Origin of the sequence: Microcoleus sp. K5-D4, from assembly GCF_036704575.1 — a bacterium.
Lineage (GTDB): Bacteria > Cyanobacteriota > Cyanobacteriia > Cyanobacteriales > Microcoleaceae > Microcoleus.
The window spans coordinates 24,123-45,396 of the sequence record NZ_JAUBSD010000015.1; the positions used below are offsets into that span (position 1 = coordinate 24,123).

Consider the following 21,274-nt stretch of genomic DNA (forward strand, 5'->3'; position numbering starts at 1 on the left):
GTTTGTTGTTTGTTGACTGTTGTTTGTTGACTGTTGATTGTGAGTTTTTAGTTATTAGCCGTTAGTTGCTAGCCGTCAGGAAAGCATTGGTTAATTATCTGCTTTTCGCCGATCAATATCAATTGCCAACAACTGATGACTGATGACTAAGGACTAATGACTAATCACTACTTGATCTCTTTGTGGGCAGTGTGCTGGTTGCAGTGGGGGCAGAACTTTTTGAGTTCTAGCCGCGCCGTCGTGTTACGACGGTTCTTGGTGGTGGTGTACCGAGAGACGCCTTTGGAGCGTTTGCTTACGTTTGTACGGCACTCAGTACACTCTAGAGTAATTATGATGCGGACGCCTTTAGCCATAATTCTAAATAAATTTCGACTAATTTAAACACAATTTATTATCTTCTCACATTGCTCTGCACTTGGTCAAGCAATCTTCTAACTTTGATGTCGAGGGAGTAGCCGCGGCGGGTTCCGACGACCATCGTCCCGCCGATGCGATCGTGAAAAGCTTGGGGAAACCTTTCGCCGGAGTTGAGGGCAACGCTACAGTCGATCGCCAGGGGCAGCATCAGCAGCAAGACGGCGGCGTTGGTAGATGTGAGCCCAGCTATACCTGCGAAGGCTAATGCCGCGCAAAAGCCCAGCAATGCCTCGCGCTTGCACAGTTCTTGCACTCCGGGAGTTCGTTGGAATCTGGTATCGGCAATTTTCATGTCCAAGGCCCAGCGCCCCAGACTTTGACCTTGGTTTTTCCTGACGATGGCTACGCGCATGATCAGCCACAGCAGGACAAAAAATATGGTTTGGACGATCGCATTATTGCCCAGAAGCAAACTGGGCAGCCAAACTGCGATTCCGTCTATGCAGAGGGCCGCAGCGCGGCGGCCGACGGATACTTTGGGAAGGAGGGGTACTAAATCGGAACTCATAGGCAAAAAGCTCGATCGCCACTAGCTACTTTTTGATTTTAAGCTCTCGATTAATCGATCGGCATCAATGGCGCGTAACTCAACTTCCAAGCCAACCGCTAATTATTCAAGCTGAAAAGGGATTTTCGCCAATTCCCAACTGCTTTTTCGAGTTTTCCACCTCTTCCCAAAGTTTTTGTATTTGAGTAAATGCCTGTTCCACAGAGATTTTACCGTTAGATGTCAAGGAACTGATGTAACCCACTCGCTGAGAAAACTCTTGTAAATTCGCATTAAATACCAAATTCTCTGGCTTTACTTCACCGTAATAGCGATTTTGAGGATATAAAAAATTTGAATTTGCTACCATTGCTTTAACCTCGCATGAAAACTTGTTCCCTGAACATATGAATATTATAAACCGCGCTTCCCTTTTAAAGATGTGCTCTAAGTAGCAAAAATCATGTGACATTTTGCGATTTTTTTTGTGATTGGAATTACACCCACAGATCGGGGCGACAAAACTCTCTGTAATTTCACGTGTACAACTTACGCAGGCGGGGTCAACAACCAGCTTCCTGCCTTAAGGCTTATAACTTCCGATTTGGCGTCGAAACCAGGTTTTTGTTAGTCCTGGACTGAGTTATTGAAATAAGTGACAAAAAAACCAAAAATGGATAATATTATTGCATACATCAATAGTTAGATTTTTATTAGGAATCTGCGTAATGTCTCCCAATGGGCTATCGCCCAGTCCCAAATCCCGGCTGAGGCAAGTTTTAATTAGACTTGCCCTCGCCGTAATAGCTGCTGTTATCGCCTTCAACATTCCTCACTCCTTAATTCCCGTGTTTAAAGAATCCCTATCCGAAGCAACGCCGCCACCAGAAATCCAAAACGTGCTCGCCGGCAAGCGCAAAATTGTGACAGTGGGCGACAGCATCACCGAGGCTGGGAAATACCCTGGAGGTTACGTTTGGCTGCTGCAACGCTATCTGAATGCCCTTTATCCCGATCGCAAAATCGAAATCGTCAACGCCGGAATCTCCGGTAATAGGGCGACGGATATGCAAGCCCGCTTCCAGAAAGATGCGATCGACCAAAAGCCAGATTTAGTGATGATTAATGTCGGAGTCAACGACGTTTGGCACGCTTTCTTCGACTTCCAAAACCGTCAGTTTTATCCGCAAGGCAAATTGCCCCAGGGAGTGCCACTGGCAGAATATCGGGAGAAAATAACTCAAATGGTGTTGGCGGCGAAAGCCGCAGGAATTCGAGTTGTACTGCTTTCTCCTACTCCTATCGGCGAAATTCTCGACGGCCCAGAAAATCGCAGGTTGCAAGAGTATATTGCCGCGATGCGAGAAATTGCGTTGCAGAATCAGTGCTTGTTTATCGATTTGAATGGGCCTTGTCGGGAAGTTATCGGCACGTATCAAAAACACGCGGGCAAGACTCTGAATTTGTTAGCCGCAGATGGAGTTCATCCCAATCCGTCGGGATATCGAATTATTGCTTTTACTATCTTGCGCGGTTTGGGTGTACCCGCAAAGGATATTGAGAATTTAGAAATCAAAAATTGAATCTTGGAATTTAGTTAACAGTTGACTGTTGGCTGTTAATTGAAAGCATCCAGCGTAGAAGCCCCCTGATTTAACTCTGGGGTGAATTTTTCCAAGCTAAGATCTAAAATCTAAAATCATTCCATCGGCGGATGATACCGCTTCAACCAACAGCTACCGATAATCACTAACGCCACAACAACAATAATTTCCGTCCAAAAAAACGAAAGGAAATCGCTGGCAGTTCCCACTGGCGGCACTCCCGGCTGAGCATTGCGAATAGCGGGAAAAGCAAACAGCATCACAGCAGTCCAGCTCAGCATTCCAACTTCCGGCAACTTGCCTGATTTCATAACTTTTAATGCTAGCAAAAGCGCCATAATTGACAGCACCCACATGATGATAATAATCACTAAAGCAAAGAACTTCACCGGGATGGAGCGAGTTGCAGAAACATCGATATAAATAAAGATAGAGGAATTCTCTTCCATCGGCTTATAACTGATGTCGAAGCCTGGAACATCGGCATGAAAATTAAATTCCAGCGGCACGGGATTCAGTTCAAATGGAGCAAACTTTTTCCCAATCGAAGGCAGCGGGTCGATCGAAATAGCTACTTTAGCAATGTGCTTGTCAAACGGATAATTATTAATTTTTCCCTTTACTAAGTTAAACTTTAATGCAGGAACAATCATCGGTTTGCCTTCTTTAAAGGTAATTTCCGAATCCTGTACATTTGCGCCGTTAACTGTCATTAACAAGTCTTGAGCCGGGTAAGTCGGCCCTTTTTTATAAATACCTTTGAGTTCAAACTGCAAGCGGGCTTCTAATTCGTTTTTAATGGGATCGACACCAATTAACGTCATTTTGACCTCAACCAAGCCTTTGGACGCTACAACGATTTCGGGAGATGGATTGTAAGGCTCTTGGGCGTTAGCGTTGTGAGAGTAAATAGATAAGATGATTGCGAAAATTGCGACCAGACTGCAAATTAAAATAAGTATTTTTTTTAGATTAAATTTGTTGACTGTTTGCATTTACTATGGATTTTTCTGTGTAAATTGTTGTTAGTATTTCCCGCACTCTCCGCAGTCAGTCAGCCAGGGGTGTAAACCCCTGGCTCATAGCTAAATTCGGTTAAAAGTGAGATATTAGACCATTCTCAATTACTTGTTTAGGAACAGGCAAGATGCCTGTTCCACAAGAGTTCAATTTTCTTTTTTGTAGGGTGGGCATCCTGCCCGCCCATAGTAGCCGAACTACGAACCGATAGGAAGCAGTACATTTGGTGTGAAACTTCCGTGCAAACCGTAGGGAATGTGCTGTTTTAAATGCAAGCGCGCTAGGGGCCCTTTGGTGATGTCGCGAGCATCTAAAATCACTAAGGTCGATCGATGATGAGCTGCATCATACATTAAAAGTAGCAGCCAGCCGTCATCCTCAGCAACAGCATCGGGACGGAGAACAAACACCGGTTCCCCCGCAAAACCGCGTGGTGCCGCACTCCAAATTTGCCTTTCACCAGTCACGAAATCCATTTTGAGAATAGCTTGCAAAGGAGCATTCCCAGTGGGAGCATCAGCAGCACCGATGTAAAGATATCGGTAAGGTTGTCCGACATTATTCGGATGCAAAGTGGGAAACTCGCAGCACCTAGTTTCAACAACTTGATGCTGTACCGTTTTGTCTTGCAAATTTAACTTAAACCGCCACAATTCCCCCGCTGGAACGCTCTCAAAATCAACCTCCCGAAAATCGCCGTCCGCCTCTACAGTGGGAAATGATTCGTAACAAACTGAGTCAACAAAAACTTCGTCTCCTTCTTCCCAAGCGTTGCAGTGGTGGAAGACAAAACAAGGTTCAGTTTCTAATATCTTTACCTCGTCAGTGCCGTTGCGGGGAATTAAAATTGCTTGCGTTGGCTTGTTTGGCGAAAATTGAATGCACTGGGAAGCACTCCGCAATCCTAACACGAATGGTAGAGGATTAAATGAGACGGGATTTTGGAAGAATATACAGTAATTCGGGGTAATTACCATGTCGTGCAGGAAGGCAAAACCCGGTATTGCATGGGCGTGACGCTGCAAAAGTTTGCCGCTTTCGTCGAGTTCGTAAATCGTGATGGTACTCGACAAACCGGGCTTGACAGAAAAGTTTACCAATCTGTCTCCTTTGCCATTTTTCCCTTTTTCAATTCTCGGGTGGGCGGCGAAGGCTTCACCGGGTTGTAAAATGCCGTCTAGGGTGTCTAACCCGAGTGTTTCTAAGGTGCGCGGGTCTAGTCTGTAGGGTGCTGCGGCTTCCCAAAGCGCTAGGAGTTTGTCGCCCCAATAAATAATGTTGGTGTTGGCAATGTTTTTGATTTTGACATCAAAGATGTTGGCTAGCCAGCCGCCCGGTTTCTGTGTGCCGAAAACGCCTCGGTGGAGAATTTTTCCGGCTTCTTGTTCGGCGAGATAGCCTTCTGTGCGGACGAATCGGTTGCGGAAATGGGCGCGGCCTTCGGATATTGCGATCGCACAAACCATCCCGTCGCCGTCAAACGGATGGTGGATGCGCTGGCCGTTGACATCCAATAATCCGGGCCCGTTGCGAAAGAATGTGCCTTGCAAGCCGGGGGGGATTTCGCCTTCTATGTCGTCAATCCAGTAGTCGGATTCGTTGGGTTGAGATTCGTAGCCGCGCTGCCAGTCTGTGCGATCGTAGGATGATTTTGTGGCTGCTGTTTGAGGTTGTGAAATCTGTAATTTTTGCATGGGTATAATAAGCTTTTATTGATTTAACGGCAGAGAAAACAGAGGGCGCAGAGAGAAGGAAAGTCGGAGAATTGGGAAACACAGTTAAATTCATCCATGTATCCGTGTCAAAATCCGTGTGTGCCTTCCTTTATTTGCTATCTGCGGTGCGGCTTTGTGACCTTACTGTTGGTACTAAGTCGGGAAAGTATTCGGGCATGAAATGCTGTCCACCAGGTTTGGAACTGCCCATTTCTGGTTCTAATACGGGAAGAGACTTTTGATTGTTTTGATCGCGGCTTTCTGTACTGTCGGCGGGCAGCCAATTTAAGAACGGTAGCGGCAGAAGTGTGGACAGGTTTGTGATGACAATTAGCAGCCAGAGGTTATCGAAATTGCGATCGGTAATTCCTAGCAAGTGGGTTAAAAGTGCACCGCCCTCGTGGGACAAAAGTCCTGCTAAATTTGTGATTGACATTAGCAGTGCAAATAAAGTTGCTTCGACGCCTGGGGGACACAAGCGCGCGGAGAGTACCAGCACTGGCATATAAGCAATTTGTCCGATTACTGTCAGGATCAGGCTGTCTCCAATGCTGAACCATTGATCGTCAATTCCTAAAGCTCGGTTGGCATGAGTTACTAATAATAAAGTAGTCATCCCCAAAGCAGTCGCAATGACCGTTGACCAGCCAAAAATCACTCGAAATGGAACTGTTTTGAGGAATCGTTGAAACAGCCAGACGCCGGCGAGGGCGGCAATGCTGGTAACGAGGCGCACTCGGCCGAGAAATTCTGGTTGAAAGCCTAATTCGTTGGTGGTGAAAAAGAAGAAGGCGGAGTCTGAGCTTGGGGTGGCTTGCCAGAGGAAGAGAAAGGCGGTGGGCAGCCAAATTGTTTTTTGGGTAACAGCTTGCTTTAGTTGTTTTAGTTGGTCTTTGACAGTTTCAAAGTCGGTTCTTTTGTTGGTTTTTTCTTCGGCAATTAACCAAGCTGTTGCTGATACAATTAGCGGGAAAGATGCGGTGATTAAAAATATTGTGTGGGTGCTGAAGTGTTGCAGCAGGGAACCGCTGAGGTAGGCTGTAATTAGTCCGCCGAGGGCTGAAGCACCCCAAGACAAGGATTGCAGGGAACCGGCGTCGGTAACGGATTCTTTTCTAGCCCTTTCGACTACCAGGGAGTCGGCGATTACGTCGCTGACGGCGAGGGAGAGGGAACTCAGGGCGATCGCGCCTGTAGCTGCAAGCGGTGTGTGTACAATTGTTGCGAGGCTCACCCATGCTAAGGTTCCCAGCAGCCCGGAGAGAACGATGTAAGGGCGTCTGCGGTAGCCGAATATCGGCAAACCGTCGGACATGAAGCCGAACACGGGTTTGATAATCCAAGGCAGGGCTACGACGCCCAGCATTGCCGAGACTTCTGCCGGACTCATACCTAGTTCGTCTTTGAGAAAGAAGCTGACGGCTAAGCGGGCGAGTCCGAGAATGCCTTGGACAAAGTAAATCAGTAAGATGGCTATGAGTTCGGGGGTTGGCTCATTCCCAAAGAATACTTTTTCTTTTAAAGATTCTTTGAGTTTGCTGACGCCGGAGGGGGAAACGAGCATTTGAGCAATATTTCTTAATGAATCTCAATATTTATAACACATTCTTAATGACTTCCGGGAACTGTCGGAGGTGGGAGGCGAGAGTGGCGGGGATCTGGTAAGTGCTATAAAATTGTATTTATCTTGAATTTAAGCGTGTTTTGTAATAATAAAAACAGAAAAACGAACCGCGAAGGCGCGTTAGGCGAAGCCGCGCGTAAACCCTAGGACGCCAAGCAAGAGAAAGAAGAGAAAACTCACAACTGCTGTCAGCTTTGTTATATGATTATTGATTCTAAAAATCTGCCGGAAATTACGGGTTCCAAGTACCCTCAGCAATTCCAATCTGCTGTTGCGGGGAGAGTTAAAAAACGCTTGGGCGATGCGGCCGGATTGCATAATTTTGGGGTAAATTGGGTGAGACTTGCGCCGGGAAGTTGTTCTGCTCTCAGGCACTGGCATACCCGCCAAGATGAGTTAATCTATGTTCTGGAAGGGGAAGTTACTCTGATTACAAATTCGGGAGAGCAAGTGCTGACACCGGGTATGGCCGCGGGTTTTCGGGCGGGGGATTCAGATGGGCATCATTTAGTTAACCGCTCGAATGCAGATGTTGTTTATCTCGAAATTGGCGATCGCACTCCGGGAGATAGTGCCGAATATCCCGATGACGATCTAATTGCGAAAGCTAACGGGAATAGTTGGATTTTTACTCGCAAAAATGGCGAGGTTTATGAGAGTTAAAATTTTATGAGTTAAGTGAATCTTGGGACTTCGGCGGAACACGCTTTGTGGTATAGCATTTATCAGAAAGATGAGTTGTGATATAACAATACGACAGTTTTTAGGCAGCTAAAGTATCATAAGACAAGACTGAAGGAATATCAGGATGATTTTAAATCAAATCCGGGTCTAAACCTCACTTATAAATAAAAGTAAAAAGTAAGTGTTTATTGAATTCCCACCGTTTATAAGAACAGATTGAAAACACAAACGACTTGGCAGATGAATGACAACTATAGAGTAGATGTTTGGCTAAATTTAAGGAAATAAGACTGGCATTAAAATGAAAATCAAGCTGTGGTAAATGACGAGCTCGACAATCAGACAATCCCGTAAATTGCTTGGCATCACGAAAAATAAATTCAATCTGGAAACGAGCCTGATAATACTCAACAATTTGTTCGGGAGGTAGGTGAACATCAGTGCTAAATAATAAAGCATTTGTGATTTGGCCGTTGGCTTGAACTTCAGAGATACAAGCCAAACTAATTTGGCAATTTAAACAACAACTCGCCTAAAATCAATGTAGAGATTGAAACTCCCGGTTTTATTTATTTAACAAAATTAAGACGACTCCAATCATGGCAATCAACCTTGTCATCATATTTACGAGGAGTTCCCAGTTTATTTTGTTCGCCTGTATAAAGATAGCGTCAATTAGCATTAACTCTTAGCTTGCTAATAAAGTCTAAATTTAACTCCCGCACAGCATCCCAGAATTTAGAGCGGTAGTAATAGCCATCAGCGACCAAACAACATACAAAAGTTGGGAAGAAATAACGAGTATTATTCAAATGTTGTGCATAGTCATTAACTCTTGTGATGTCAGGCTTTGAAGTTTGAGAGTCCTGTTTTTGGCGAGTGTTTTTTGACCAGCAATTCTTCTGATTTTCTGGCAGTTTTTTCACGGGCTTTATTTGAGGACGTGATGGAGTTTGCTGTACGCTTAAGCTATAATATAAACGACTCTCAATTTCTACAATAGAAATCACAGCAATTTCCCACCCCTGTTCCGATTTACCAGCTACACCATTATAAAAATAAGCTTTACCGTCAGTTTTTGGGCCACGTTTTCTCAAAAAATAACCCTCAATAACAGCAATGACTGTGTGTTCAGGATTCAAAGCAAGTTCAAGAAAATATTGAGTAAATTGTGGAAATTTAAAGCTTTTGAGAAAGTGACGACGGTAGTTTTTTTCTATCAAATAACTATAACGACTGAGATTCGTGAAATTGACCTTGCCCTCGACAACCAAAATAGTTTAAAATAAAGTGACTAAAAACTTCTTTGGGGGTTGACTCATCCCCGGGATTTATTGTAAAGATGGATTCTTCAATAATCTTCATAAGGCAATCTATTAAGCTTGTGTATTTTTATATTTTAACCTAAAAGAACGCCGTTTTTTATTTCTATTTATTTTGGGTTCAGATTGCACTCACTTTTTTCGCTTTTGTGCTTTATTTCGAGCGCATCCCTATTTAAAAACTGTCCGGAGTATTGATTAATACTACAAGCTTTAATTAGCTTTAACTTTATACAAAAATGGATAAATTTTTTTCCTATTCCACAATTATCTACAGGCTTGGGTCAATTAATATCGTTAATGAATTTTTACCCAAATCCCTTCTCTTACTTGATAAATGAGAATGAATTATTATTTTATTCTGCCGCTTAGTGACAGAAGAGGGATACAGCATATTTCCTATAGATGTAGAGCGCGATCAACCGGGTTTTTTGAACAGAATCACTCATGATGCGAGAACTGTAAAGAAGCCCCGTGAGAGCGCGGTGTACTTCATAAGCCTGGAATAAGCTGTAATAGTGGGAATTATAAGAAGTGGTACAAGGAACACTTAGATAACACCATTTATCGTCCACTGATTGCTCAAATAGTGGAAAATTTGAAATCAAAACAAGTCGATAAAGGCTAAAGCTATGAAAGTAAGGGTTTGGCGAGAATAGCGATCGCACCCTGACCCCTCAAAAAAGCGTGTGAAGTGCACGTATCCCGCTCTTAATCGCTGGCTCAAGAGTCAAAAACGCCACATCTAAAGCTGAGCTAGCTCTCATTTACTTTGCATATTGTAATTATCAATAAAAGCTATCATTTTTTCTCAGTAGCTTTCCGCTGCTCCCTTCGGGTTTTACAGCAAAAGTTAAATACGCCTGAGCTTATCTGCACTGAGCGAAAAGTTTTGTTACAATAGGTAAGCTGTTACAAATCGTAACTTATGCTGGTTTCTATTTTAATAATTGACGTTGCCCTCGTTGCCTGGTCTTTGCACTTAATGCAGGAGGCGATCGCGCAACGGGAATTTTCACTAATGCTAGCCGGCACCCTAGTTGCGGTCTCAGCCGCCGCTCTGCTAGTCGTCTACTTCCTCATGGGGTCTTGTTTGAGCCATTTGACCGAAATATCGCAACACACTTACTAGATCATAGTAGGGGATTGACCATTGTCCAGAAGCGAGGAGACTTTTTTGGAAAAAAAACCGAAAGCCTTGCCAATCCAGGGTTCAAAACTAATTTCCTCAAAAAGCTTGACAAATATTGGCCAGTTAAGGCATGATTGAGAGCGCGAAAAGAAAGGGGAATTAGCTCAGTTGGTAGAGCACTACAATGGCATTGTAGGGGTCAGCGGTTCGAGCCCGCTATTCTCCATAAATTAAGATTAGGGATACATCACTGCTGTGTCCTAATTTGTACCCAAACAGTACCAGCGTGTGCTTAAATTTGATCGCGACTGGTACCTAAACACCATTGCCGTGTCGTTAAATTCGATCGCGCCACACACCGCGAAAACCAATTTTCCCGTAAAATCAAAACAGTCTACCCGCAACCAAAGCGCTACCTGTGGCAAAGTCAACTGAACCCAGCAATCCAGAGAGTCCGAGCCAACTTGCCCGCACGCCTCTGTACGACCTATCATTAGAACTCAAAGGCCGAATGGTGCCCTTTTCCGGGTGGGAGATGGCGGTGCAGTACGCAGGCATCAGCAGCGAACACCAAGCAGTACGACAGCAAGCAGGAATGTTCGACATTTCCCACATGGGAAAATTTGGTTTGAGAGGGAAACAAGTAATAGAAAAATTTCAACCCTTAGTACCCTCAGACTTGAGCCGCTTGCAACCCGGTCAAGCTCAATATACAGTCTTGCTAAATGCCAAAGGCTGCATCTTAGACGACATTATTTTCTACTGCCAAGAACCAGACCCTATCACTAGCGAAGAACGTGCAGTAATCATTGTCAACGCCGCCACTCGCCTCGCCGACAAAGCATGGATCACCACTCACTTAGAATTGAGCGAACTCAGTTTTACAGACCTCTCCGAAGATAAAGTTTTAATTGCCATTCAAGGACCAGAAGCTGTTAACTATCTCCAGCCTTTTGTGGAAGACAACCTCTCACCAATTAAGGCATTCGGTCACTTAGAAACAAATCTGTTGGGACAGCCGAGTTTTATCGCGAGAACTGGTTACACCGGCGAAGATGGGTTTGAAATCATGGTGGATGCCGAAATAGGAAAACAACTGTGGCAAAAATTGTTAGCTGCTGGCGTTGTGCCCTGCGGTTTGGGCGCGAGGGATACGTTGCGTTTAGAAGCAGCAATGGCTCTTTACGGTCAAGATATCGACGACAATATCACGCCTTTAGAAGCTGGATTGGGTTGGGTTGTTCACCTCGACACCAAAGGCGATTTTATTGGCCGTGAGGTTTTGGAACAGCAAAAAGCGAGTGGAGTATCCAAGCGGTTGGTAGGGTTAGAAATGCAGGGGCGGCACATTGCGCGCCACGGTTATCCCGTAATATGTGAAGGCGAAAAAGTAGGAGAAGTTACAAGCGGTACATTATCGCCTACTTTGAATCGGGCAGTGGGCCTCGCGGTTGTTCCGGCAAAATTAGCTAAAATCGGTCAGCAATTAGAGGTCGAAATTCGCGGAAAAAACTATCCGGCTAGTGTGGTGAAAAAACCATTTTATCGATCGCAAAATCGCCCCATTTAACTTAAGTAGGTGAGCATTAATTCAGGGGAGTTGCTCACAGCAATGGTTCACAATAAAGTGTAAGTGTATGTGTTGTTGTGGAACGGGCTTCTAGCCCGTTGCTCATAATTGTGGTCAAGAAGACTCATCTACTAGCTTAGCAAATTGTCGCAAAGTTGCAGCATAGCGATCGCCCGCCACATCCATCAAATCATTATGACCCGCCCCATCAACCCAAAAATTCAATTTCGGCTGCTTTGCCGCTGCAAACAACTGCTCTCCATGCCAAAAATGCACCACCTCATCAGCCTTACCATGTATCACCAAAACAGGCGATCGCACTTTGCCAATTTTATCAATATTCACAAACTTGTCAAAGGGTAAAATCGGAATCCGCGTCAACACCCGAAAAGCCGAAACAAAGGAACTTTCAACCACCAAACCGCCGACTTTTTGCCGCGACGCCAAATCTATTGCCGGCCCACCCCCCACAGAACGCCCGTAAAGAATAATTTGCTTTGCAGGTACTCCCAACTGTTGGGTTAAATAATTGTAAACAGCCTCAATATCACGATAAGTATTATACTCAGAAGGCTTTCCCTGGCTCGTGCCGTAACCTTGATAATCATAGGCAAACACAGCAAACCCGCTATCTCGAATCTCTCTGAGTAGCCACAAAATGCTGTCCAAGTCTTCCGCATTTCCGTGACTGTAAAGTATGGTATATTGAGCTTGCGGGTTAGGAAAATGAACAGTAGAAATTTTCACGCCATTAGCTGAGCTAACTTTGATAACTTCCCTGCTATTACTCTGACTAGATGGGGGAGGTTGAAAAATTAGCCGTTCTGAAAAAAAGAAACCGTAAAAACACAGAAATGCGTAAATAAAAATTATAGATAGCATCAGTCTTTTGACAGAAAATTCTCCAAAAAGCAAGCGTTTAATATTTTTTTTGTTCCAGTTAGCCATCACTAAAGGCTCATAGTTGAATAAGATTTAACTAATACTTTTTTATTGCGAGAAAAGACATGGCACTAACATACCCCGATGACCTGAAATACCTAGACACCCACGAATACATCCGACTCGAAGGCGAAATTGCCACCATCGGCATCAGTGCCTTTGCAGTTGACCAACTCGGCGATATCGTGTTTCTAGATTTGCCAGAAGTCGGTGCAGGGTTGGAAAAGGGAGAAGCTTTCGGTACAGTCGAGTCAGTGAAAGCCGTTGAAGACTTGAAAGCACCAGTTACCGGTACAGTTGTAGAACGCAATGATGACATTATAGAGTCTCCCGAAAATTTGGCGGAAGACCCCTATGGCGCTGGATGGCTGCTGAAAGTGCGCGTTGACAATCCCAGCGAAGCAGACGAGGCTTTCTCGGCCCCGGAGTATCGCAAAATGGTGGAAGGGGAGTAGTTTTGAGTTTTGAGTTTTGAGTGGGAATTGGGGGCTAGGACTCGTTGATAATTCCGCAATCCGCCAGGGGTTGAAACCCACGGGGCTTTTAGCACAAGTCGTCTAAAGACGACTGAAATACTAACCAGTTGCGCGGGGAGTTGCGATAAGTGCAGCTTAATCTAAAGTCGTCTTCAGACGACTTTAGCTATGAGACAGGGGTTTCAACCCCTGTCGGACTTTGATACACGCAAAAAATCTTGCTTAGTCGTCTGAAGACGACTTTAGCTATGAGACAGGGGTTTCAACCCCTGTCGGACTTTGAGAGACGCAGAAAATCTTCCTGGTTTTCTTAGCAAAATGTTACAAACAAAGAAGCAAAAGTCTATTCAGGAGAATCCGCCTTGGTACTCTACAGCCCTCAACTTGAACCCAGTCAGCAGCAAAACCTTTCCTCCATCAATGGTTTTGCGGGCCGCCACATTGGCCCGACACCCAGCGAAATCCAGCAAATGCTCAATGTTTTGGGCATTTCCAGCCTCGATGAGTTGATTGACAAAACGGTTCCAGCGGCGATTCGCATTTCTGCACCCCTACAACTTCCCGCAGCGCAAAGCGAGTACAGCGCTTTGGCAGAATTGAAAGAAATTGCTGCAAAAAATCAGGTATTTCGATCGTACATCGGCACTGGATATCACGACTGCATCACTCCCCCCGTCATCCAGCGGAATATCCTAGAAAATCCCGGCTGGTATACAGCTTACACTCCCTACCAAGCCGAAATTGCTCAAGGGCGATTGGAAGCTTTACTGAACTTCCAAACCATGATAATTGACCTCACTGGTTTGGAAATTGCCAACGCTTCTTTGCTGGATGAAGGGACAGCGGCGGCGGAAGCGATGGCGGTGAGTTACGGCGCCAGCAAGAAGGGGGCAAAAGCGTTTTTTGTTTCCCAAGATTGCCACCCTCAAACTATTGAAGTGGTGCAAACTCGCGCTAAGCCGTTGGGAATTGAGGTGATTGTCGGCGACCATCAAAGCTTTGAGTTCGATCGTACAATCTTCGGCGCTCTCCTGCAATACCCCGCCACAGACGGCGCAATTTACGACTATACCGATTTTATTCGATCGGCACACGAAGTCGGCGCATTAGTCACAGTCGCCGCCGACATATTGAGCCTTTGCTTGCTCACACCCCCCGGCGAATTCGGCGCGGATATAGCTGTAGGAAGCACTCAGCGCTTCGGAGTGCCGATGGGATTTGGAGGGCCCCACGCAGCCTATTTCGCCACGCGAGAAGAGTTTAAACGGCAAGTTCCCGGGCGAATTGTCGGCGTTTCTAAAGATGCCAACGGCAAATCTGCTTTGCGCTTGGCTTTGCAAACTCGCGAACAGCACATCCGCCGCGAAAAAGCTACTAGCAATATTTGTACTGCTCAAGTTTTGCTGGCAGTGATGGCGAGTATGTATGCTGTTTATCACGGCCCGTCTGGACTGAAAGACATTGCTGAGAAAGTATGGAGTTTAACGGCACTTTTGGCATCCGGTTTAAGAAGTTTCGGATACAAAATTGGTTCTCAACATTTCTTCGATACTTTGCGGGTAGAATTGGGAGATAAACCGCTGTCAGAACTTCTAGAAGCTGCTAAAATTCGCAAAATTAATCTCCGAGTTTTCGATGATTCGACAGTGGGAATCACTTTAGATGAAACTGTCACCGTTGAAGATGTGCAAGAGTTGTGGAAAATTTTTGCACAGGATAAAGATTATATCAGGGCGGACGGGCAGAATGCTCTCAACATTCCGCTGGATGCAGACGCATTGAGCTTATATCTGACATTACCAGATTTTTGCGATCGCACCAGCAGCTATCTCGCCCATTCAGTTTTCAACAGCTATCATTCAGAAACTGAACTTTTGCGGTATTTGCACCGTTTAGAAGCCAAGGACTTATCGCTAAATACATCGATGATTCCCTTGGGTTCTTGCACAATGAAATTGAATGCCACTGCAGAGATGATGCCCGTGACTTGGGCAGAATTTGGCAAGATACATCCCTTTGCACCCCGCGATCAAACTCGTGGCTATCAAAAGATGTTCGTGCAACTAGAACAGTGGCTGGCAGAAACCACAGGTTTTGCGGGAATTTCTTTGCAGCCAAACGCCGGTTCCCAAGGCGAATACGCGGGTTTGTTAGTTATTCGCCAATACCACGAACACCGAGGCGAATCTCACCGAAATATATGTTTGATACCCCAGTCCGCCCACGGTACAAATCCGGCTAGCGCAGTGATGGCGGGGATGAAAGTAGTTGCTGTAGAGTGCGATTCCCAGGGCAATATTGATGTTGCTGACTTACATAAAAAAGCAGAAAAACACAAAAATGAACTGGCGGCTTTGATGGTGACATATCCATCTACGCACGGCGTTTTTGAGGAAGAAATCAAAGAGATTTGCGAGATTGTCCACAACTGCGGTGGACAAGTTTATATGGACGGCGCAAATATGAATGCTCAAGTTGGTTTGTGCCGCCCTGGTGATTTTGGTGCTGATGTTTGTCACTTGAATTTGCACAAAACTTTCTGTATTCCCCACGGCGGCGGCGGGCCGGGAATGGGGCCGATTGGGGTAATGTCTCATTTGGTAGAATTTTTGCCCAGTCATTCTATTCTTAACAGTCAACAGTCAACAGTTAACAGTGAACAGTCAACAGTTGGTGCTGTTTCCGCAGCGCCTTGGGGAAGTGCTAGCATTTTGCCTATTTCTTGGATGTACATTCGGATGATGGGAGGAGTGGGTTTAACTGAGGCAACAAAAGTAGCAATTCTTAATGCTAATTACATGGCAAAACGCTTAGAATCTTATTATCCGGTTTTGTACAAAGGGAAAGCGGGTTTAGTGGCGCACGAGTGTATTCTAGATTTGCGATCACTCAAAAAGTCTGCGGCTATTGAAGTTGAAGATATCGCTAAACGATTGATGGATTACGGCTATCACGCGCCGACGGTTTCTTGGCCGGTTGCTGGTACGGTAATGGTGGAACCTACCGAAAGCGAATCGAAGCAGGAATTAGACCGTTTTTGCGATGCAATGATTGCAATTCGAGCTGAAATTGCGGAGATTGAGAACGGTAATGTTGACGCGCAAAATAATGTGTTAAAAAATGCGCCGCACACCGCAGAATCTCTGATGGTTGATGAGTGGAATCGTCCTTATACTCGCGCGCAAGCGGCTTATCCGGCACCTTGGACTCGCGAATATAAGTTTTGGCCGGCGGTGGGGCGGATAGATAATGCGTTTGGCGATCGCAATTTTGTCTGTTCTTGTTTGCCAATGGAGGCTTACAGTCAAGGTTAAATAAGTCTCTCCGGGTGGGCAATGGGCACCTTACGCATATAATCTTGTGGGGTGCTTCTAGCCCGTCCAAAAAATAAAATTTAAATGTATATCGGAACCGGGGGCTTAGGCTTTCTGAATGTACATGAATTACGACGGAAAAGGCGGTAAGTACGGCGATACTTGGGTGCGCTCAGCTAGCACAGATCAAGGGCTTTTGTCAATCTACGCAGCCGATCGTACCAGTGATGGTACTCTGACGCTGGTAATTATTAATAAAACTAGCCAAAATTTGACCAGCAAGTTGAGTTTGAAAGGATTTAACCCAGCCACCAAAGCTCAAGTTTACAGTTATAGCGATGCGAATTTGCAGGCGATCGTCCGTCAGACCGATTTAGGTGTCAGCGCCGCCGGTTTTCAGGCAACTTATCCCGCTAATTCTATCACTTTGGTTGCCATTCCAAAGGCTTAATACCCAATCCGGCTTAAATATCCCCACTTCTTCTTAGTCCCCCTCTGCTAGGACTTTGTGTATCTAATAGTTGTTTCAACGGCGGAGAATAAAAGGGGTTTTCAACTACAGCGTTTGGCATCTAAATGGAGTACACCCCTCCCCAACTCTCCCCTTATTAAGGGGAGGGTACTCGATAGGGCGGGTGGGGTGAATGTACTTCACTTAGTTGAAATCTGCGGTATTAAGCACTGAGCATCCAAGCAACACACTGTTGCATTTGATTGCTCATTGTTTGTCGATCGGCATAATACCTGCGGCCGTGTCCCGGCAACACCCATTCAAACGAGTAATTAGCCAAATTTTGCATAGATTTGATTTGTTCCGACCAAGAATACCAACAGACTTCGCGAAAGCCAACTAGCTGCTGCAAGCTTTCCGACCAAGCAAGATGATCGCCGGTGAACAAAAACTTGTTATTGTACAGCAAAACTGTGTGACCTTTCGTGTGACCGGGTACAGAAATAATCAACAAATCATCTGCGATTTGATGCGGTTCTCTGCCTGACAATTGAATTTCTACACTGCGAGTACCCGGGTTAATTTCATCAGCATGGAGAATGCGATCGCAGCCAAAATGATCGCGGTATTGTTGATGATCTGCCACATCATCGCGGTGAGTCAAGTACAGATAGCGAATGCCGCCCATTGCTTCTATGTTTTTGACTAGCGGCGGCACAAAACGGGGAGAATCAACTAAAATATTTCCTTCGGGACGGACAATTAAATAGCTGGCTGCGGCGTAGGATTTCTCTGAGTGGTAGCCGCAGTGATAGACATTTTCTGCTACGAGTGCGGGTAACAGTTGCTGGGCTTGTTTGATGCTTTTGGGTTTTTCTACAGTGCCGATCGAACTTGTGGGACAAGACAAAAGAGCCGCGAGCGATCGCATTTCTTCAGTTTCATTAGTTGGCTGGTGGTAAACCGCAGACTGTTCTCCCGCTTGACCAAATACTTCAGGTGCCATCCACCGACAAGTATCGCAGTCAATGCAGGTACTGTCTACATAAAAGTTACCGTTAATATTTTCAGTACGCCTCCGATTAATGTTAGCCATCTTTCTACCTCTTAATAACCCATATAAATTATGGTAACTTACTATAACGAGTACCCCTGACCTGCCGACGGGGGTTGAAACCCTATCACAGCACAATCCGGTTAAAACCGACTAATGTTAAAACCGACTAATAATTAATCCGTATTTATTGACAGTAGATTAGTATCAGTCCTCTTGGATAGGACTGATACTTTGAGGCAGGGGTTTAAAGCCCTGCCGGACTCTTGCTTGTGCGTGCAAGATATAAGTTTCAATCAACAATTCTACGGCTGCAGATCCGCTGGAAAAGCACCCGCTTTCACCGCCACAGTAACAGGTTGTCCGCCGCGGCTCAATTCAAGCTGCAGATCGCTGCCCACTGTACTTTTCTCGACAATTTGCTGTACGCTGCCAGCATCACTTACTTCTGTACCGTTGATTTTCTTGATCACATCCGCAAGGCGAACTCCAGCTTGTGCCGCCGGAGAATTTTTCGCAACTCCCAAAACTAACACGCCTTTATCTTCAGTCAGCCTCAATTTGGTGTTGGGATTTTGATTAAATTCTCTCTTGATTTCGGGAGTAATGCTCAACATCCGAACGCCGAGATAAGGATGTTCGGCTTTTCCTGCTGTTACTAATTGGTCGGCAATTTGTTGTGCTCGATCGATCGGAATCGCAAAACCCAATCCTTGAGCGCCTTGAATAATCGCCGTATTCATGCCGATAACTTGACCGCGCTGGTTCAGCAGCGGGCCACCGGAATTGCCGGGATTAATCGCAGCATCGGTTTGAATAAAGCTGACGCGCTTGTCGGGAACACCGACATCGGCGCTAGAACGGCCTGTAGCGCTAATAATGCCCACAGTCACAGTATTGTCCAAACCGAGGGGATTGCCGATCGCGATCGCCCATTCTCCCGGCTGTAACTCTTCAGATTTGCCCAAACTCACCACAGGCAAATTGTTAGCTTCTATTTTAACAACAGCCACATCAGTAACTGTATCTACGCCTAAAACTTTGCCAACAAATTCGCGGCCATCCTTCAGTTTTACCGTCACCGTATCCGCCCCGTTAACGACGTGAGCGTTAGTCAAAATGCGGCCATCAGAACCAAAAACAAAACCCGAACCTGAACCCCGTTCTACCCGATTTCCCGGCGCAATCGGAGATTCTGAACCGAAGAAGCGGCGGAATTGCTCGGGTATCTCATCTGGAACTTGGTTCGTAACCGTGCGAGACGAATTGATCCGCACCACTGCCGGGCCGACTTCCTGCACAACTTTAGTGACAAAATTAGAGTCTTGAGAGGGCAGTATATTTGCAGGCAATGCTGAGATTGGCGCTGTAGTTGAAGGTTCAGCTTGAATGGCGTTAGAACTTCCAGGAACTTGAGAAGTTAGGGCGTTGCACCCAACAGTTGCAGTGGAGCCGAGTAAAAGGAGAGATAAAAAAGCAATTTTTTTCGGCAACGCAAAAGTGCGAGAACGCTGAGATGCAGGCATATTTTGAGTTGACATAGTATTGATTTGGTGAGAGTTAGAGCGAGAGTTATAATTATGGTTTTGCATTTTTAGCACCTACTGTAATTAAGTTAGAAGTAAAGGCTCTTTAATTTTAATTCAAGCATTTGTGATGTCTGCTTGACTGGTGGGGTTTACCCTACAAGCTGGGGTAGAAACCGGACAGTCGCAGGCAACTTGTTTGTGAAATCGAGCTTTTGAGTGCGATCGAACTGGGTCGGCACTGGCGACTTGCTGTCTGAGTGCGATAATACAAACTACGGTAGCCAGCTCGCATATTCCGCATTTCCCGCGAACTTTTCACTGGATTGATATCCGAAGTCAACAACAATCTTGCTTGCACTCAAAAAAAACCGGTTTCTACGCAAAATCTTCGTTGTGAGCGATCGACGTTAACCTAGAAACGGAGTTTTTGACCCCGCCTGCATCCAGGAAGGATAGCAGCTAAAGCACCGGAAAGCCTCACCCGAAAGCAGGAAGTAAAAAACCTGTAAAGCCTCAAGCTAAAGTACCAACTAAACCTAAGTCAAAATAGCCTGCAAAAACTCTCTTCAAATCTAAAAGTTGAACCTAGGGAGGAATTTTATTGCTCCATATGTTCAATGGAACTAACCGAATCGATTTCCCTCGACTTGTTCCTCGAACTCTCCAAAACATCAACAGTATTCTTAATAAAACCAGCCATCGGCACAGCCACTAACAAACCTGCGACTCCCGCCACCTTAACCCCCACCAGCAGCGCCACTAAAATCCACACAGGATTGAGACCGATAAAACCGCCTAATAACCGAGGAGCAACCCCGCTTTCAATTATTTGCTCAATTACTGTAGCGACAGCTAAAACTGTAACGCCGAGCCAAAAATTGTTTAATGTGATCAGCAAACTGACAATGCAAATACTGAAAGGTGCCCCGAAGGGAATCATAGTCATTACACCCACACCCAAACCGAACAGAAGTCCGAAGGGAACTCGCAAAATTAAAAAAGCAACAGTGATAGACAGTCCCATCAAACCTGCCAAAGTTGCTTGCCCGACGAAGTAGTTGTGGAAGCTTCGCGCCAGCAACTCTCGCAATTGAAGGCTTAGCTTGGAAGGAAACCATTTAAACAATCCTTCCCATACGCGATCGCCGTGCAAGAGCAAGTAGAATGTCACGACTATTGTGAGGAGGAAATTCAACAGACTGTCTGCAGCACCCAAGCCAAATTTGAGAATTTCGCCAGTGAGAGACTGCAATTGAGATGAAAGTCGATCGCTCAATTGGGTAGTCAAACCGCTGACATCAATGCGGAGATTGCGATTTTCCGCCCACTTGTTGAACGCTTCAATCTGTTCTGTGCCAGAAACTATCCAAGTCGGCAGTCGGGTGGCAAGTTCAGTAATTTGGTTTAGCAGAATCGGGGCTAGAGTCAGACCTAAAACCACCAATAGCAGTAAAGTCAAAAACAATACCGACAAAACTGCTCGATCGCGCTTCAGGCCGTATCTGTGCAGAAAGCGCACTGGATAATCTAGCAAAAAAGACAGCACTGTGGCGACGACCAAAACTGTAATCAGGGCGCGAAAATATTCAAAGACTAGGAGGGCTAACCAGCAGTTGAGTACCGCTAGGGGAAATACCAGTCCGTAAGTCCACCACTGCGGCAGTTGAGTGAAACGTCTCATCTAAGTTAACCGAGTTAAAATTTGAGATGCAAGATGTGAGATTGACACTGCTATTCGCCCTTCTCCGTTAACCATTTTATGTTGCATTTATTTATACCCGACCGCTGAAAATTCCCAGTTGATCGACCCGCAGCGGAAATTGGGTTGCTGGCAGGCACTGCCTGCCACAACCATGTTATATCGTTTCCGCTGGTATGGATATATCACCTGCGAAAAAAATATTTTTTGCTGTTGGCAAGGCAGCAGTTG

The 21,274-nt window shown here is 45.5% G+C and carries 19 protein-coding genes and 1 tRNA gene; 8 read left to right on the forward strand and 12 right to left on the reverse strand.

Annotated elements, in window-relative coordinates; all coding sequences use genetic code 11:
• Positions 1-167: 167 nt before the first annotated feature.
• From rpmG to QUA77_RS07060, 3 genes are all read right to left on the reverse strand, one after another.
• On the reverse strand, positions 168-356 hold the full coding sequence (gene rpmG / locus QUA77_RS07050) for a 50S ribosomal protein L33 (protein WP_190658616.1): 189 nt from the start codon (positions 354-356) through the stop codon (positions 168-170).
• A gap of 38 nt (positions 357-394) precedes the next feature.
• A complete protein-coding gene (locus QUA77_RS07055; RefSeq protein ID WP_333449679.1) occupies positions 395-928 on the reverse strand; it encodes an RDD family protein in 534 nt (177 codons plus the stop codon).
• Between the two features lie 106 nt (positions 929-1,034).
• Positions 1,035-1,277, reverse strand: a complete 243-nt coding sequence (locus QUA77_RS07060; protein WP_333061297.1) for a DUF7219 family protein — start codon at positions 1,275-1,277, stop codon at positions 1,035-1,037.
• A 358-nt stretch (positions 1,278-1,635) separates the two neighbouring features.
• On the opposite strand from QUA77_RS07060, the gene QUA77_RS07065 reads away from it, so the two are divergent.
• A complete protein-coding gene (locus QUA77_RS07065; protein WP_333449680.1) occupies positions 1,636-2,490 on the forward strand; it encodes an SGNH/GDSL hydrolase family protein in 855 nt (284 codons plus the stop codon).
• A 116-nt stretch (positions 2,491-2,606) separates the two neighbouring features.
• On the opposite strand, the gene QUA77_RS07070 is transcribed toward QUA77_RS07065, so the two are convergent.
• The 3 genes from QUA77_RS07070 to QUA77_RS07080 form a co-directional block, all read right to left on the reverse strand.
• A complete protein-coding gene (locus QUA77_RS07070) occupies positions 2,607-3,506 on the reverse strand; it encodes a DUF4436 family protein (RefSeq protein ID WP_333449681.1) in 900 nt (299 codons plus the stop codon).
• A gap of 222 nt (positions 3,507-3,728) precedes the next feature.
• A complete protein-coding gene (locus QUA77_RS07075) occupies positions 3,729-5,225 on the reverse strand; it encodes a carotenoid oxygenase family protein (RefSeq protein WP_333449682.1) in 1,497 nt (498 codons plus the stop codon).
• Positions 5,226-5,355: 130 nt separating this feature from the next.
• Positions 5,356-6,810, reverse strand: coding sequence for a folate/biopterin family MFS transporter (locus tag QUA77_RS07080; RefSeq protein ID WP_333449683.1), 1,455 nt, complete (start codon positions 6,808-6,810; stop codon positions 5,356-5,358).
• Between the two features lie 261 nt (positions 6,811-7,071).
• Here QUA77_RS07080 and QUA77_RS07085 point away from each other — a divergent pair, with 261 nt between their 5' ends.
• Positions 7,072-7,533, forward strand: a complete 462-nt coding sequence (locus tag QUA77_RS07085) for a cupin domain-containing protein (RefSeq protein ID WP_333449684.1) — start codon at positions 7,072-7,074, stop codon at positions 7,531-7,533.
• A 175-nt stretch (positions 7,534-7,708) separates the two neighbouring features.
• Here the strand turns inward: QUA77_RS07085 and QUA77_RS07090 are convergent, their stop codons facing one another.
• Positions 7,709-8,056: a transposase gene (locus tag QUA77_RS07090; RefSeq protein ID WP_333449685.1), complete on the reverse strand. Its 348-nt coding sequence runs from the start codon at positions 8,054-8,056 to the stop codon at positions 7,709-7,711.
• A gap of 169 nt (positions 8,057-8,225) precedes the next feature.
• A complete protein-coding gene (locus QUA77_RS07095; RefSeq protein WP_333449686.1) occupies positions 8,226-8,828 on the reverse strand; it encodes a hypothetical protein in 603 nt (200 codons plus the stop codon).
• A gap of 976 nt (positions 8,829-9,804) precedes the next feature.
• On the opposite strand from QUA77_RS07095, the gene QUA77_RS07100 reads away from it, so the two are divergent.
• The 3 genes from QUA77_RS07100 (at position 9,805) to gcvT (ending at position 11,578) form a co-directional block, all read left to right on the forward strand.
• Entirely contained in the window at positions 9,805-10,008 is a 204-nt protein-coding gene (locus tag QUA77_RS07100) for a hypothetical protein (protein ID WP_190659577.1), read from the forward strand.
• 153 nt (positions 10,009-10,161) lie between these two features.
• Positions 10,162-10,234, forward strand: a tRNA-Ala gene (locus QUA77_RS07105).
• A gap of 192 nt (positions 10,235-10,426) precedes the next feature.
• Positions 10,427-11,578, forward strand: coding sequence for a glycine cleavage system aminomethyltransferase GcvT (gene gcvT / locus QUA77_RS07110; RefSeq protein WP_333042489.1), 1,152 nt, complete (start codon positions 10,427-10,429; stop codon positions 11,576-11,578).
• A 114-nt stretch (positions 11,579-11,692) separates the two neighbouring features.
• Here gcvT and QUA77_RS07115 read toward each other — a convergent pair whose 3' ends face one another.
• Positions 11,693-12,526 (reverse strand): alpha/beta hydrolase, encoded by an 834-nt coding sequence (locus QUA77_RS07115; RefSeq protein ID WP_333042491.1) that lies wholly within the window; start codon positions 12,524-12,526, stop codon positions 11,693-11,695.
• A gap of 59 nt (positions 12,527-12,585) precedes the next feature.
• Here QUA77_RS07115 and gcvH point away from each other — a divergent pair, with 59 nt between their 5' ends.
• The 3 genes from gcvH to QUA77_RS07130 all read left to right on the forward strand — a co-directional run bounded on the left by gcvH (position 12,586) and on the right by QUA77_RS07130 (position 16,761).
• A complete protein-coding gene (gene gcvH / locus QUA77_RS07120) occupies positions 12,586-12,975 on the forward strand; it encodes a glycine cleavage system protein GcvH (RefSeq protein WP_333449687.1) in 390 nt (129 codons plus the stop codon).
• Positions 12,976-13,358: 383 nt separating this feature from the next.
• The gene (gene gcvP, locus QUA77_RS07125) at positions 13,359-16,310 is read left to right on the forward strand and encodes an aminomethyl-transferring glycine dehydrogenase (protein WP_333449688.1); all 2,952 of its coding nucleotides are present in this window, start codon (positions 13,359-13,361) and stop codon (positions 16,308-16,310) included.
• A gap of 118 nt (positions 16,311-16,428) precedes the next feature.
• Positions 16,429-16,761, forward strand: coding sequence for a hypothetical protein (locus tag QUA77_RS07130; RefSeq protein ID WP_333449689.1), 333 nt, complete (start codon positions 16,429-16,431; stop codon positions 16,759-16,761).
• Between the two features lie 223 nt (positions 16,762-16,984).
• Here QUA77_RS07130 and QUA77_RS07135 read toward each other — a convergent pair whose 3' ends face one another.
• The 3 genes from QUA77_RS07135 to QUA77_RS07145 all read right to left on the reverse strand — a co-directional run bounded on the left by QUA77_RS07135 (position 16,985) and on the right by QUA77_RS07145 (position 21,025).
• Positions 16,985-17,857 (reverse strand): MBL fold metallo-hydrolase, encoded by an 873-nt coding sequence (locus QUA77_RS07135; RefSeq protein WP_333449690.1) that lies wholly within the window; start codon positions 17,855-17,857, stop codon positions 16,985-16,987.
• A gap of 263 nt (positions 17,858-18,120) precedes the next feature.
• Positions 18,121-19,356, reverse strand: coding sequence for an HhoA/HhoB/HtrA family serine endopeptidase (locus tag QUA77_RS07140; protein ID WP_333449691.1), 1,236 nt, complete (start codon positions 19,354-19,356; stop codon positions 18,121-18,123).
• Between the two features lie 586 nt (positions 19,357-19,942).
• Positions 19,943-21,025, reverse strand: a complete 1,083-nt coding sequence (locus tag QUA77_RS07145; RefSeq protein ID WP_333449692.1) for an AI-2E family transporter — start codon at positions 21,023-21,025, stop codon at positions 19,943-19,945.
• Positions 21,026-21,274: the final 249 nt, after the last annotated feature.

Excerpts from the sequence above, each read along its gene's own strand:
- QUA77_RS07100 (WP_190659577.1), top strand. The coding sequence starts at position 9,805 with ATGCTGGTTTCTATTTTAATAATTGACGTTGCCCTCGTTGCCTGGTCT.
- QUA77_RS07065 (WP_333449680.1), top strand. The coding sequence starts at position 1,636 with ATGTCTCCCAATGGGCTATCGCCCAGTCCCAAATCCCGGCTGAGGCAA.
- gcvH (WP_333449687.1), top strand. The coding sequence starts at position 12,586 with ATGGCACTAACATACCCCGATGACCTGAAATACCTAGACACCCACGAA.
- QUA77_RS07075 (WP_333449682.1), bottom strand. The coding sequence starts at position 5,225 with ATGCAAAAATTACAGATTTCACAACCTCAAACAGCAGCCACAAAATCA.
- QUA77_RS07060 (WP_333061297.1), bottom strand. The coding sequence starts at position 1,277 with ATGGTAGCAAATTCAAATTTTTTATATCCTCAAAATCGCTATTACGGT.
- QUA77_RS07085 (WP_333449684.1), top strand. The coding sequence starts at position 7,072 with ATGATTATTGATTCTAAAAATCTGCCGGAAATTACGGGTTCCAAGTAC.
- QUA77_RS07055 (WP_333449679.1), bottom strand. The coding sequence starts at position 928 with ATGAGTTCCGATTTAGTACCCCTCCTTCCCAAAGTATCCGTCGGCCGC.
- QUA77_RS07080 (WP_333449683.1), bottom strand. The coding sequence starts at position 6,810 with ATGCTCGTTTCCCCCTCCGGCGTCAGCAAACTCAAAGAATCTTTAAAA.
- QUA77_RS07115 (WP_333042491.1), bottom strand. The coding sequence starts at position 12,526 with ATGGCTAACTGGAACAAAAAAAATATTAAACGCTTGCTTTTTGGAGAA.
- QUA77_RS07130 (WP_333449689.1), top strand. The coding sequence starts at position 16,429 with ATGTACATGAATTACGACGGAAAAGGCGGTAAGTACGGCGATACTTGG.
- QUA77_RS07145 (WP_333449692.1), bottom strand. The coding sequence starts at position 21,025 with ATGAGACGTTTCACTCAACTGCCGCAGTGGTGGACTTACGGACTGGTA.
- QUA77_RS07070 (WP_333449681.1), bottom strand. The coding sequence starts at position 3,506 with ATGCAAACAGTCAACAAATTTAATCTAAAAAAAATACTTATTTTAATT.
- rpmG (WP_190658616.1), bottom strand. The coding sequence starts at position 356 with ATGGCTAAAGGCGTCCGCATCATAATTACTCTAGAGTGTACTGAGTGC.
- QUA77_RS07135 (WP_333449690.1), bottom strand. The coding sequence starts at position 17,857 with ATGGCTAACATTAATCGGAGGCGTACTGAAAATATTAACGGTAACTTT.
- QUA77_RS07140 (WP_333449691.1), bottom strand. The coding sequence starts at position 19,356 with ATGTCAACTCAAAATATGCCTGCATCTCAGCGTTCTCGCACTTTTGCG.